11 protein-coding genes are annotated in these 13,736 nt (G+C 59.9%); 4 read left to right on the forward strand and 7 right to left on the reverse strand.

Annotation, left to right across the window (positions count from 1 at the left end):
* Window positions 1-16 precede the first annotated feature (16 nt).
* Both AABC73_RS02690 and AABC73_RS02695 read left to right on the forward strand, forming a co-directional pair.
* Window positions 17-529: a M48 family metallopeptidase gene (locus AABC73_RS02690; RefSeq protein WP_341522351.1), complete on the forward strand. Its 513-nt coding sequence runs from the start codon at window positions 17-19 to the stop codon at window positions 527-529.
* 98 nt (window positions 530-627) lie between these two features.
* A complete protein-coding gene (locus tag AABC73_RS02695; RefSeq protein ID WP_341522352.1) occupies window positions 628-924 on the forward strand; it encodes a winged helix-turn-helix domain-containing protein in 297 nt (98 codons plus the stop codon).
* Between the two features lie 15 nt (window positions 925-939).
* Here AABC73_RS02695 and AABC73_RS02700 read toward each other — a convergent pair whose 3' ends face one another.
* Entirely contained in the window at window positions 940-1,398 is a 459-nt protein-coding gene (locus AABC73_RS02700; protein WP_341522353.1) for a GNAT family N-acetyltransferase, read from the reverse strand.
* Window positions 1,399-1,677: 279 nt separating this feature from the next.
* Here AABC73_RS02700 and AABC73_RS02705 point away from each other — a divergent pair, with 279 nt between their 5' ends.
* Window positions 1,678-2,415: a transporter substrate-binding domain-containing protein gene (locus AABC73_RS02705; protein ID WP_341522354.1), complete on the forward strand. Its 738-nt coding sequence runs from the start codon at window positions 1,678-1,680 to the stop codon at window positions 2,413-2,415.
* On the opposite strand, the gene yccS is transcribed toward AABC73_RS02705, so the two are convergent.
* From yccS to AABC73_RS02735, 6 genes are all read right to left on the reverse strand, one after another.
* On the reverse strand, window positions 2,396-4,594 hold the full coding sequence (gene yccS, locus AABC73_RS02710) for a YccS family putative transporter (RefSeq protein ID WP_341522355.1): 2,199 nt from the start codon (window positions 4,592-4,594) through the stop codon (window positions 2,396-2,398). The two genes, AABC73_RS02705 and yccS, sit on opposite strands and share 20 nt — an antisense overlap.
* Window positions 4,595-4,843: 249 nt before the next feature.
* Window positions 4,844-6,022 (reverse strand): NAD(P)/FAD-dependent oxidoreductase, encoded by a 1,179-nt coding sequence (locus AABC73_RS02715; protein ID WP_341522356.1) that lies wholly within the window; start codon window positions 6,020-6,022, stop codon window positions 4,844-4,846.
* 107 nt (window positions 6,023-6,129) lie between these two features.
* Complete coding sequence (gene dbpA, locus AABC73_RS02720; RefSeq protein ID WP_341522357.1) at window positions 6,130-7,509, reverse strand: ATP-dependent RNA helicase DbpA; 1,380 nt, start codon at window positions 7,507-7,509, stop codon at window positions 6,130-6,132.
* Between the two features lie 190 nt (window positions 7,510-7,699).
* Window positions 7,700-9,112 (reverse strand): multidrug transporter subunit MdtD, encoded by a 1,413-nt coding sequence (gene mdtD / locus AABC73_RS02725; protein ID WP_341522358.1) that lies wholly within the window; start codon window positions 9,110-9,112, stop codon window positions 7,700-7,702.
* A gap of 154 nt (window positions 9,113-9,266) precedes the next feature.
* Entirely contained in the window at window positions 9,267-10,592 is a 1,326-nt protein-coding gene (locus AABC73_RS02730; protein ID WP_341522359.1) for a TldD/PmbA family protein, read from the reverse strand.
* Complete coding sequence (locus AABC73_RS02735) at window positions 10,592-12,034, reverse strand: TldD/PmbA family protein (RefSeq protein WP_341522360.1); 1,443 nt, start codon at window positions 12,032-12,034, stop codon at window positions 10,592-10,594. The genes AABC73_RS02730 and AABC73_RS02735 overlap by 1 nt, the downstream gene beginning before the upstream one ends.
* A gap of 521 nt (window positions 12,035-12,555) precedes the next feature.
* On the opposite strand from AABC73_RS02735, the gene AABC73_RS02740 reads away from it, so the two are divergent.
* The gene (locus tag AABC73_RS02740) at window positions 12,556-13,614 is read left to right on the forward strand and encodes an IS110 family transposase (protein ID WP_341524163.1); all 1,059 of its coding nucleotides are present in this window, start codon (window positions 12,556-12,558) and stop codon (window positions 13,612-13,614) included.
* Window positions 13,615-13,736 lie beyond the last annotated feature (122 nt).

The following is a 13,736-nucleotide window of genomic DNA, read 5'->3' on the forward strand; positions in this document are numbered from 1 at the left end:
ATCAGTAGCACTGCTCATGACAGCTTCAGCTCCGCTCAAATACCTTCAGGCTTATCCGTCCGCTCTTCAGGAGCAGGTGCGGCAGCTGATTGCCCAGGACAAACTCGGCGAATATCTCCAGCAGCGCTATCCCGAACGCCATGCGATCCAGAGCGACAAGGCGCTTTACGCCTACGCTCAGGCAATCAAGCAGGAACATCTGCGCAACGCGCCGAACATCGACAAGGTGCTGTTCGACAATCGCCTGGACCTGACCCATCGCGCGTTGGGCCTGCATTCGACGATTTCCCGCATCCAGGGCGGCAAGCTCAAGGCCAAGAAGGAAATCCGCGTCGCCGCGCTGTTCAAGGACGCCGCGCCGGAGTTCCTGAAAATGATCGTCGTGCATGAACTGGCGCACTTCAAGGAATCGGATCACAACAAGGCGTTCTACCAGCTGTGCGAACACATGCAGCCGGGGTATCACCAGTTGGAGTTCGATCTGCGGATTTACCTGACGTGGCGGGATATGCAGCGCGGACCGTTGTAGGAGCCAACGTGTGTGGGAGCGAGCTTGCTCGCGAAGTGGCCACACAAGTTCGCTCCTACCGGGCGGATATTCGATTTTATAGAGCAAGGATTCCAACCATGGACGTCAGCAAGACCAAAAGCAGTTTCTACCGCAGGCTTTACGTGGCGTATCTGATCGACAGCCAGCTCGCGAGCAGCGTGCCAGCGTTGATCGAGGCCACCGGCATGCCGCGTCGCACCGCGCAGGACACCATTGCGGCGCTGGCCGATCTGGATATCCAGTGCGAGTTCGAGCAGCAGGACGGCGCGCGCAATCACGCCGGGCATTACCGGATTCGTGACTGGGGCGCCATTGACCGGGACTGGATCACCCAGCACCTGGGGCAGATCAAAGCCGTGCTTGGCTATCCCTGAAGGCGACGGCGGCTGTCATTCCAGATCGCGACGCATGCCGATGTGCGGAATTTCATCTTCCAGATACACCTCGCCCACCGGCTCGAAGCCGTAGCGGCTGTAATAGCCTTGCAGGTGAGCTTGCGCGGACAGATAGATCGGCTGATCGGGCCATTTCTTCTCGGCATTCTCCAGCGCTTGCTCCATCAACTCATGACCAATGCCCCGGCTACGAATCGAAGGCGCGGTCACGACCCGGCCGATGGTCACGTCACCGCCTTGCTGAATCGGGTCGAGCAGGCGCAGATACGCCACCAGCTTGTCCTCTTGCCAGGCCATCAAGTGGCAGGTATCGCCCATCAGGTCCAGCCCGTCTACGTCCAGATACACGCATTGCTGCTCGACCACGAACACCTCGGCGCGCAATTTCAGGATCGCGTACAGCTGTTCTTTGCCGAGGTCGGTGTGATGTTTGCAGATCCATTTGATAGACATGTGGCTGACTCGAAGAAGAAACCTGACGCGAATACTAAACGCATCCGCGGGGTTGCCCAATAAAGTTACCCAAAAAACCTCCTGGCCCCTGCCCGATGCGCAGGTTTTTGCAAGATACCTGCGCAGAATATTCATTGAACAAGCGCACAAATGCAGCATTCATATCGGTTGTGCAAAGGCTTGAATCAGTCTTCAATACAGGCAACTCGCCATTAGTTGTGCATCGCTATCCGGGCGCACATTTAGCGTGATTGCCTCGCCTATCTCAGGGAAATGAGCATGCCGTGTTTGCTTCGAGCCGTGGGTTTGCTGGGATGTTTGCTGGTGGCGCAGGCCAGCGCAGGAGAAAAGCTTCGTCTGGTGGCCGATATCTGGCCGCCGTTCACGGACAGCACCTTGCTCAATGGCGGGCTGGCGACCGATCTGGTCAGTACGGCCCTCAAGCGCGCCGGGTATGACACCGATTACCGGCAGGTGCCGTGGGCCCGAGCGTTGAACGGTGTGAGCGAAGGACGCTACGACGTACTGGTCAACGCCTGGTTCAACCAGGAACGCACCAAACTGGGCTTGTTTTCCGCCGAGTATTTGCTCAACCGAGTGCGTTTCGTGAAACGCAGCCGGTCCAGCGTTGAGTATCGGGAGTTGTATCAGCTCTATGGACGGCCGATTGCCGTGGTGCGCGGTTACACCTATTCCCCGGAATTCGACAACGACGAGATGCTGGAAAAGGTCCCGGTCAACGACTTCTCCATGGCCGTACGCATGGTGGTTGCCGGACGTGTCGATCTGGCCGTGGAGGATGAATTCGTCGCCCGTTTCTACCTGGCCCGGGAGTCCAAGGCTGTTCGCGACTCCATTGAGTTCCTGCCCAAGTCATTGAGCGAGAACAGCCTGCACATTATGGTCAGCCTGAAAAACCCGCATCGGGAAGAGATCGTCGCCAACTTCAATCGCGAGATTGCCGCGATGAAAGCTGACGGCAGTTACGACCAGTTATTCAGGCAGCATGGCTTGTAGCTTCTTCCGGGGCTTTGATCAGGTGCGCGGCCAGGGTTCGCAATGGCCCCAATTGACGACAGATCAATGCCAGCTGGGTTTGTACCAGACGCTGGCTTTCGTCCAGTTCGTCAGGCATCTGCTCCAGTTCAGCCGCCAGGTGTTCTTCCGCGTCACTTTGAATCGCGACCGGTTTCTTCTCGGCCAGGCTTTGCGCGATTTCGTCAATGCTTGCGGCCAGCGTCGCCCCCGCACCTTCGATCAGATGCTCGCGGACTTCGCTTGGCAATTGAGTCTCCCGATGCGCGCCCAGCCCTGACAAATAACTCAGCAAGGTGTGCGAAAGCACCAGAAAGCGAAAGCCGACATCCGCTTCCTTACGGAAATGCCCCGGCTCCATGAGCATGTTGGCCAGCGTGGTGGACAGCGCCGCGTCGGCATTGTGGGCGTTGCGGCGAGCGAGGCGATAAGCCAGATCGTCGCTTTTGCCATGGGCGTATTGCTGCATGATCTGGCGCAGATAAATGCTGTTGCACGTAAGGGTATTGGCCAGCACCTTGTTCAAGCGTCGCCCTTGCCAGTCCGGCAGGAACAGGAACACCGCCAGCCCGGCGATCAGGCTGCCGAGCAAGGTATCGAACAGACGCGGCAAGAACAGCCCGTAACCGTCGCCCACCTGATTGAAACAGAACAGCACCATCACGGTAATCGCGGCGGTGGATAAGGTGTAGCGCGTCGTACGGTTGACGAAGAACACCACGCCGGCCAGCACCGCGCACATTGATTGCAGGATCGGGCTGGTGATCAGATCGAACAGCGCCCAGCCGATCGTCAGGCCGATGGCGGTGCCGATAATCCGCTGACCGAGCTTGCGCCGGGTCGCGCCGTAACTGGGCTGGCAGACGAAAACCGTGGTCAGGATGATCCAGTAGCCCTGGGACGGGTGAATCAGGTGAACCATGCCGTAGCCGACCGTCAACGCCAGCGGCAGGCGCAAGGCGTGACGAAACAGCAATGAAGTTGGTGTCAGTTGCAGACGCAGGCGATTCCAGGCGTCCTTGAAATTGCGCGGCGAGCGGTCCAGCAGCGAACTGTCGGTGGCATCGGCCACGGCGTCAGGATTGCTGGCGTCCTTGATCAGGCGATCAAGTGTGCCGAGGTTGGCGGCCAGGGCGCGCAAGGAGCGCAACAGCCCGCGCCAGGCCGGATTGCTCTGGATACGCAGGTGTTCCAGCGAGGCCTGCAAATCTTCCATGGCATAGGCGAAGCTGTCGTCGTACACGAACGGCTGACGCAGCTGGATGGATTCGGACAACGCCTGACAGGCCACGCCTTGTTGACGCAGCAGGCGCTGACAGCGGAACAGCACGTCGCTGTGGAAGAACGCTTCGGCCAGTGAGTTGTACGGGTAATGCGACGAGCTGGCGCGCTCGTGGATGTCCTGAGCGATGAAATACAGCTTCAGGTAGCGACTGACTTTCGAACCGGGTCGGCCATTGCCGACGCGATGCAGGATGATTTCCTTGGTGGCATTCAGGGCTGCGACCACGCGGCCGTTCTGCTGCGCCAGCTCAAGGCGTCGGGCCTCGACATCCAGTTGGCGGATCGGTTCGAACAGGCTCGACTTCAGCTTCAGGTATTGCCCCAGCTCGCGAAACAGGCGGGCCAGCGCCTGTTGCACCGGCTGGTTGGAAAACAGCATTTGCCACAGCACCGACAACAACCCGTACCAGGCCGCGCCCGCCACCAGCAGCATCGGCTCATGCCAGAAATCCAGCACTTCGCCGCCGCGCTGATCGACGCCGATCATGGTGTACACCGACAAAATCAGCGTGCCGTAAGCGATCGCGCTGTAGCGTTCGCCCAAGGCACCGAGCATGGTCAGGCAAAACGCCGCCAGGGCGAACGAGCAGACAAACAGGATCGGGTAGGGAAACAGCAGTTCCACCGCCAGTGCGGCGATGCTGAAACACACCAGCGTCACGGCCAGCGCATTGAGGCGGCCTTGCCAGCTGTCATCGGTCTCGGCCAGCGCGCTGGCGATAATCCCCAGGAACAACGGGATCAACAAGCCCATCTCATTCTGATACCAGCACAGCGCCATACTGCCGGTCAGCGCGATGAAGACTCGAACGCTGTAACTGAATTTATCCAGCGCCCACAGACGACGGAACGTGTGACGAAGAGATTTCGATGCCATAGAAGAGCTGACGGCCTTGTTCGCGATTGATCAATCCTGCACACGGATATGTACAGGCCTGAGTGAGGTCTGTACATCCGCTGCGCAAAATTTATTCCGTGTCGCTAGTGGGGGCCGCACTCTCGCACGGCTGATCCGGTCCTGTGGGAGTCGAGCTTGCTCGCGAAGACGGAGTTTCAGATTCGGAATTAGTCGGATGTACTGGCGTATTCGCGAGCAAGCTCGCTCCCACAAAATATTGCGAGCGCGTCAAACAAACTGCGCCGCCGCATACGCTGAAGCCCAGGCCCACTGGAAGTTGAAACCGCCCAGATGGCCGCTGACGTCCAGTACTTCGCCGATGAAGTACAAACCCGGCGACTTCAGTGATTCCATGGTTTTCGAGGAGACTTCGCGGGTATCGACCCCGCCCAGCGTCACTTCCGCCGTGCGATAGCCTTCAGTGCCTGCCGGGACGACCTGCCAGCTCGCCAGTTTGCCGGCGATATCCGCCAGTTCGGCGTGGGTGTACTGCTTCATGGGCTTGGAGACGAACCAGTGCTCGGCAATCAGGTTGGCCATCTTCTTGGTGAAGATTTCCCCCAGCAGGGTTTTCAGCTCGCTGTTGGGGCGCTCGGCTTGTTGCTCGTTGAGCCAGCTGGCGACGTCGTGATCCGGCAGCAGGTTGATCTCAACGGCATCGCCGGGATTCCAGAACGACGAGATTTGCAGGATCGCCGGGCCGCTGAGGCCGCGATGGGTGAACAGGATGTTCTCGCGAAAGCTCGTGTCGTTGCAGCTGACCAGACAATCCACCGACGTGCCGGACAGCTCGGTGCAGATTTCCTTGAGCTGATCGGTGATGGTGAACGGCACAAGGCCGGCGCGAGTCGGCAGCAATGCGTGGCCGAACTGCTTGCCGACCTGATAACCGAATCCGGTCGCGCCCAGCGTCGGGATCGACAGGCCGCCAGTGGCGATTACCAGTGATTCGCAGCTCAGGTTGCCGAGGGTGGTTGCCAGCGTGTAGCCGGTCTCGGTCTTTTCGATCTGCTGCACGGACGTGTCCATGTGCAGGCTGACGCCCGCTTGCCGGCATTCGTCCAGCAGCAGTTCGAGGATGTCGCTGGATTTGTTATCGCAGAACAACTGGCCGAGCTTTTTTTCGTGATACGGCACGCCGTGCTTGGCGACCAGCGCGATGAAATCCCACTGGGTGTAGCGCGCAAGGGCCGATTTGCAGAAGTGCGGGTTCTGCGACAGGAAATTGGCCGGTTCGGTGTACATGTTGGTGAAATTGCAGCGCCCGCCGCCGGACATGAGGATTTTCTTGCCGGGCTTGTTGGCGTGATCGATCAGCATCACCTTGCGCCCGCGACTGGCAGCGGTCAGCGCGCACATCAAACCTGCGGCGCCAGCGCCAATAATCACAACGTCAGTAACGGGCACAGCGGTTTCCTCGGGTGTCTGAATGACGCCCTCGCGGATAAATCCGCTCCTACAAGAAAAATCTGATCCGTAGGAGCGGCTTTAGCCGCGAGGGTTTCAGTGGTTGGTTACAAAATCCGCACGCGCAACGATTTGCCTTTGATCTTGCCGTTGTTCAAGCGCTCCAGCGCCTGTTTGGCGACGCCGCGCTCGACTGCGACGTACGCCTGGAAATCAAAGATCGCGATCTTGCCGACCTGAGCGCCGGGGATACCGGCATCACCTGTCAACGCACCGAGAATGTCGCCGGGACGCAGTTTGTCCTTGCGGCCGGAACCGATGCACAAGGTGCTCATGGTCGGAATCAGCTGCGAACCGCCAGCGTTTTTCAGGTTGTCCAGTTGATCCCAGCGCAGCGAGGCTTTCTGGATTTCTTCGATGGCACGGGCGCGCTGGCTTTCCGAGGGGGCGACCAGGCTGACCGCGATGCCTTTCTCGCCAGCACGACCGGTACGGCCGACACGGTGAATGTGCATTTCCGAATCACGGGCCAGCTCAACGTTGAGCACCATGTCCAGCGCATCGATATCCAGGCCGCGAGCGGCAACGTCAGTGGCGACCAAAACCGAAGTGCTGCGGTTGGCGAACATTGCCAGGACCTGATCGCGATCACGCTGTTCCAGGTCGCCATGCAGGCCGACGGCGGAAATGCCCTTGGCGGTCAGGTGATCGACCACTTCCTGGCATTGCTGCTTGGTGAAGCAGAACGCGACGCAGGACTGCGGACGGAAGTGACCGAGTACTTTCACCACGGCGTCGAGGCGATCTTCCGGGGAGATTTCGTAGAAAATCTGCTCGATCTGGCTGTCGGCGTGCAGCGCTTCGACCTTGACGGTCTGCGGATCGCGCATGAACTTGGACGACAGCTGCTTGATGCCCACCGGATACGTCGCCGAGAACAGCAGGGTCTGACGCTTTTTCGGCGTCTGCTCGATGATGTCGGCGATGGAGTCGTAGAAACCCATGTCCAGCATGCGGTCGGCTTCGTCGAGGATCAGCGTGTTCAGGCCATCCAGCACCAGCGAACCTTTGCGCAAATGCTGCTGAATGCGACCCGGCGTGCCGACGATGATGTGCGCGCCGTGTTCCAGGGAGCCGATCTGCGGGCCGAAGGACACGCCGCCGCACAGGGTCAGAACCTTGATGTTGTCTTCCGAGCGGGCCAGACGACGGATTTCTTTCGCCACCTGGTCAGCCAGCTCGCGGGTCGGGCACAGCACAAGGGCCTGGCAACCGAAATAGCGCGGGTTGATCGGATTGAGCAGGCCGATGCCGAATGCAGCGGTCTTGCCGCTACCGGTTTTAGCCTGGGCGATGAGGTCCATGCCCTTGAGAATCACCGGCAGGCTCTGCGCCTGAATCGGCGTCATTTCGGCGTAACCAAGCGACTCCAGGTTAGCCAGCATGGCGGCGGACAGGGGCAAAGTATTGAAAGCGGTGTTAGTCACGGGATGGGCCTGCAAAACAAAATGTCGCGCAGTGTATCAGGTCCCGAGCACGCCTGGCTGACTCCCGCCGGGTGGGCATAACGCTTGCTTGAAACTTGTGGGAGCAAGCTTGCTTGCGAAGGCGGCTGTGCAGACCCAAAACATGTGGCGGATGCATTTGCCCTTTCGCGAGCAAGCTCGCTCCCACGATCTAGGGCGCAACCACCGGCCTCACCTCACGCGACGGCAATTGCAGGAAAATCCCCGCCGCGAACATCGCCATGACGCCCACCGTCAGGAAGGTCAGCTGGAAGGCGCCCAGCACGCTGCTCACTTCGCCCGTCGCGACCTGATCGGTAAAGCCGCCGAGCAATGCCGCCGCGCACGCCACGCCAAAGCTCAGGGACAGCTGCGCGACCACCGACAACAGACTGTTGCCGCTGGCAGCGCTGGCGTCATCGAGGTCGATCAGCGTCACGGTGTTCATGGCGGTGAATTGCAGGGAGTTCGCCGCGCCCAGCAAGCCTAGATGCACCAGCAACATCCAATACGGCGTTTCGGTGCCGACCAGGGCCAGGCTCGACAGCAGAATGCCGAGCATCAAGGTGTTGCCGGTGAGAATGACGCGATAACCCAGGCGTTCGATCAGCCAGCGCGCCACGGACTTGGCGAACATCGCTGCAGCCGCCAGCGGCAACATGCTCATCCCCGCTTGGGAAGGCGAATAACCCAATGCGACTTGCAGTAGCAGGGGCATCAAGAACGGCAATGCGCCGCTGCCCAGGCGGGCGAACAGATTGCCGAGAATACCCACGGCAAAAGTCCGGGTGCGAAAAAGCGACGGTGAAAACAGCGGGTGATCCACATGCCCGGCCCTTAGCCAATAGGCGGCCAGGCACCCGAAGCCGCCGAACAGCAGCAAGACCACGCGCAGATGCGGCAGGTGCAGTTCGCCGAGGCCTTCCAGCGCAATGGTGATCAGCACCATCGCTGCGCCGAACAGCGCGAAACCCACTCCGTCAAAGCGCGTGCGGCCGCCGCCAGCCAGGTCGGGAATGAGGTATTTGACCGCGAAGCAGCCGACGATGCCCACCGGAATATTGATCAGGAAGATCCAGTGCCAGCTCAGGTATTCCACCATCCAGCCGCCCATGGTCGGACCCATCAACGGGCCGAGCAAGCCGGGCAGGGTGATGAAACTCATGATCCGCACCAGCTCCGAGCGCGGATAAGCGCGCAGCACGATCAAGCGCCCAATGGGCAGCATCAACGCACCGCCGAGGCCCTGCACGACACGCGCCCCGATCAGCATGGTCAGCGAATTGGACAGCGCGCACAGCAGCGAGCCGAAGCTGAACAGCAGGATCGCACTGAAGAAAATCTGCTTGATGCCAAAGCGGTCGGCGATCCAGCCCGAAGCCGGGATCAGCAAGGCAATGGTGAGCATGTAGGCGATGACCACCGACTGCATGCGCAGCGGATCTTCGGCCAGCGAGCGCGCCATTGAAGGCAGCGCGGTGTTGAGAATCGTGCCGTCCAGGCTCTGCATGAAGAACGCAATGGCAACTACCCAAGGCAACCAGCGTAGGGCTTTTTCATCCAGAAGCGGGGCGGTGATCGGCATGGGGGTCCTTGTTGTTGTGCGCAAAAAACGGGTTGAGTTGCAGGACCGGCTTTAGCCGGGAGGGCGGCAACCTGCCTGAGGCATCTTCATCGCCTGGAATAATGCTCTCTCGGCTGAAGCCGGTCCTACGGAGGTACGGGCCGCTCTTCAACCGTTACAACGTCAACGTCAACCGGCTGATTAAAGCCCCCGGCAGCTGACTCGACGCTGTCTGGCGCTCACTATAGGTACTTGTCGAGAGAATCAGTTCCCGCTCTTTGGTCAAATCTTCCAGCGCGCTGCCCAGCAGGCTGTAGGCGCTGTCGTCGAAACGCATGGTGCTGACCGGCGCCTGGATTTTGCCGTCTTCAACCCAGAACGTCGCAAAACGGGTCATGCCGGTCAGGCGCGCGGCGGCTTGATCGGAGTAGTTCAGGTACCAGAGATTGCCGATGTACAGGCCGGTGCCGATTTTCTCCAGGATCTGCTCAAGCTCCAGCGAACCGCCCGCCATGCTCAGGGCGTTCGGCGATTCGCCCGGATCGGCGCCATTGGTGGCCAGGCCGTACTCGGCGGCGCTGGCCGAATCCACCATTTGCTCGCGGGCCTGCCCGCTGGCGACCAACGCCAGATCCTTGCGCGGATAACCCTCGCCGGAAAACGCCGGAGACAGCGAACCGCTGACCTGCTCGTCAATGTTCACTAGCGGGCTGAAGTGTGTCTCGCCGCTGTACAGGCGCTGCAACGGGCTGGTCTTGTTCGCCAGGGATTGCGCGGAAAAACCGCCCCAGCACAGCATGCCGATGATTTCGTCCATGGCCGCCGGCGCCAGATACGCGCGGTACTGGCCCGGCGCGAGGGTTTTCAGCGGACGACCGAGAAACTCCAGTTGCTCGCGCGCCTGTTCGAAACGGCGGGCGAACGCGGCGTCGCTCCAGTCGTGCCCGGCATAATTGGCTTTCACTGCCTGACCGTTGTCGTGAAACAGACTCCAGTCAAAGTTGAAACTGTTGGCTTCGTGCCAGCCCAGCGCGCCCCACGAACTGGCGAAGCCGCGATACAGCGGACCTGCCGCATAGAAACCCACCAGATCCAGCCCTTGCGCCAGACGAGCGATCTGCTCCACCACCTCAGCGCTGTCGGGCAACGGCTGCGCCTGGACATTGCTGGTTTGCCAGGCCTCGGTATTGGGTTTCAGGTACGGGTCCTTGGGCAGCAACGTGAGGGTTTCACGCAGTTGATGCAGTGCTTCGCTCAGGCGTTGCTGGTCGATGTCGGCCTCACCCGACAGCGTCAGGCGCAAGTTGGCGTGACGCTCGTCGTCGATCAGCTTGAAGGACACGCTGGCCTGCTGCACATGGCCGACCTGACGCACCTTGGCGTGATTGAACCGAATGAAATCCGATTCCTCGGCGTTGTAGGCGAGGGTGAATTGCTCCTGATGCGTGAGCGCGCCCTTGAGGGATTCGACCAGTGCCTGGAATTGCTGTTGATGCGCCATCAGGCATCGCCTCCGAATACGTCGACCTGACTGAATACGCAGGCCGGAGATGCGTGACCGACGCGGATCACCTGATTGGGTTCGCCCTTGCCGCAGTTTGGCGTGCCCAGCACTTTGAAGGTGCTGGCGTCGCCCACGGCGCTGAGGTTCTTCCAGAATTGCGCGGAAATCGCCCGGTAATTGGGGTTCTTGACCACGCCCTTGAGTTCGCCGTTTTCGATCAGCTGGCCCCATTCGCAGCCAAACTGGAATTTGTTGCGCGCATCGTCGATGGACCACGACCGGTTGGTGGACATCAGAATGCCGTGCTCGATATTGCCGATCAGCTGCTCCAGCGGTTGATCGCCGGGCTCGATGTTCAGGTTAGCCATGCGGTCGATGGGCGGGCGATTCCAGCCGCAGGCGCGACTGTTGGCGACGCCGTCCATGCCGGCCCGATGTTGCGAAAGCGCGCCGCCCAACGGACGCTCCAGCTTGCCTTCACGAATCAAAAACTGCTTGCTCGCGGCAGTGCCATCGTCGTCGTGGCTATAGCTCGCCAGTTGCTCGGGGATTTCCGGGTTGAAGGTCACGTTGAGCAGCTTCGAGCCATATTGCAGGCTGCCAAAGTCGCTGGCCTTGACGAAACTGGTGCCCGCGTAATTGCGCTCGTCGCCGAGAATGCGGTCCAGTTCCAGCGGATGGCCGATGGATTCGTGGATTTGCAGGATCATCTGGTCCGGCATCAACAGCAGGTCGCGCGGGCCTTGCGGCGTGTTGGGCGCCATGATCAGTTGCAGCGCTTGATCGGCAACGTTACCGGCTGCGCCGATCAGCCCGCAATTGGCGATGACTTCCGCGCCACCTTGCTGGCCGAAGTTGTCCCGGCCCAGGCTGCGGGTCTGACTGTCGCTGCCGTCGTAGGCGGTCACGGTCATGCCTGGATAGACGAAGCGCTGCGCCCGACGGATCTGCGCGCCCGCATTGTTGAGGTAGATCTGCTCGACGTTTTCCAGGCCCAGGCTGACTTGCCAGTTCACCAGCCGTTCATCCTGCGGCACGGCCGTGGACTCGCTCATCAACAGGTGCAGACAGTCGCTCAAGGGCGGGAAGGCATCGTTCAGGTGCGGCGATACATAGTCGGCGCGAGCGGTGGCGACGGCCTGGTCGGTCAAGTCCAGCAGCGCGTGGGGCGCCAGACGACGGGCATGGGTTTCGGCCTGTTCCAGCGCAGCCTGCAGGCCGCGTTGGGAGATGTCTTGAGTTGCGGCGTAAGCTTCCACGCCATTGAGGCGCACGGTCAGCATCGCGCCTTCATCGCTGCTCAAATAGGGCGGCTCGGCGACATTCTTGCGCACGCACAAGTGCTGGCTGGTCTGGCGGACATACCGCAGGGAGAAGAATTGGGCGCGGCTCTGCAAAGCGGCAAACCGCTGCGAGAGCTGAGCGGAAAGATCGAACATGCAGGACCTCTTTAAATGGCGTGTCAGGAGGTGTCGGTGGGTGGTCCGACGCCTTCGCGAGCAAGCTCGCTCCCACGCAGACTGTGTGAAAACTACTGCGCTGCGTTAAAAACAGGCGAAAAATGCTCATTTAGAACACCTAGACTCCGCTTTTTCGCCTGTTTTTGCCTTGTCTTGTCATCGCTCGTGACGTTTTCACACAGTCTGCACGGAATTTGTGGGAGCGAGCTTGCTCGCGAATGAAACACGCGGGTATGGGGTTGATCGTTTGCGTGGCGCTAGATTAGGCCGGTGGCCTGCTCTTGATCAAGCGCGGCGGGTGCAGGTGGGATTTTGCTCTGTTCGAAATGAATCCCTCCCGGCTAAAGCCGGTCCTACGGGTATACGCATTGTAATTGGATGGACTCGCCCAAGCCGAGGCGTCTGTAGCGCCACGGTGGCATTCTTAAGAAGCCAACGACAGCGAGGGCGAGTCCATGAAAAAGCATACGACCAAAAGTAACGCCTTGTCTTCAGCCGACGTGTCGGCTTGTTCGACAGTGGCGGTAGATCTTGCCAAGAATGTGTTCCAGGTGGCCGGGGAAGATGCCCTTGGTCAGGTCATTTACGAAGAGCGGATCAAGTCACGCGAAACCTTTGTGGCCTTTTTACAAAAACTGCCGGCAGGCGTGACGGTGCTGATGGAGACCGGCCCTGGCGCGCAGGCTTGGGCGCGGCTGTTGCAAGCACAAGGCAATCAGGCGCGAATTTTACCGGCGCAACATGTCGCCAAACATCGTAGCGGTGCCAAAAATGATCGCAACGATGTGCTGGCGATATTGCGTTCAGGACGAGATGTAAACATTGCGCCAGTGCCAGTCAAAAGCACCGCACAACTGGCCATGCAGGCTCTGCATCGTGCTCGACAAGGGTATGTAAGGCGGCGCACTGCAATGGGTAATCAGATACGCGGGCTGTTGCTGGAACAGGGTATTGCCATGGCGCAAGGGGCGGTGACCCTCAGCCGAAATGTCCCACGTATATTGGAAGATGCCATCCAGCCATTGCCGGATATGTTGCGCGAGCTGATTGATGAAATGCTGGGCGAATGGAGCCATCTGGGTGAGCGCATCGATGTACTGACGGGCCGTCTGGAAGCAGCAGCGCGCGAAGATGAGACAGCAAAGCGTCTGATGACAGTGCGCGGCATCGGCCCAATCATCGCCACGGCCTTGCTGGCCAAACAGACTGAGCCTGAGCGTTTCGCCAATGCCCGAATGTTTGCTGCCTACTTCGGCACGGTGCCCGAGCAGCACAGCAGCGGGCAAAAAATCCGATTGGGAGGAATTTGCAGACGCGGAGATGGCTATATTCGCAGCCTGTCGATTCAAGGAGCGCACGCCGTGTTAAGGCAGGTGAAGCCTGATTCGGAGCATCCCGATGATCGCCGGCTACGACGCTGGCTAAGTCAGCATGGTCAAAAAGGAGCAGCCGTAAGGTTGGCCAATAGAAACCTGCGCATCGTCTGGGTGCTGCTGCAAAACAATCAGACCTATCGTCGTCAGCCTGCAGGTTGCCAGGAGGCGACGATGAATCATTAATCAACAGAGTTCTGCCACCGGGGTGCTGAGTCACCTCAACCGCTGCTGAAGAACATTGACCCCAGGTCAGACCGTCGCGGATAGATGCCTACGGTCCTACTGGCCCTTTGAGGCCTTAACGT

The organism is Pseudomonas sp. G.S.17, from assembly GCF_038096165.1.
Lineage (GTDB): Bacteria > Pseudomonadota > Gammaproteobacteria > Pseudomonadales > Pseudomonadaceae > Aquipseudomonas.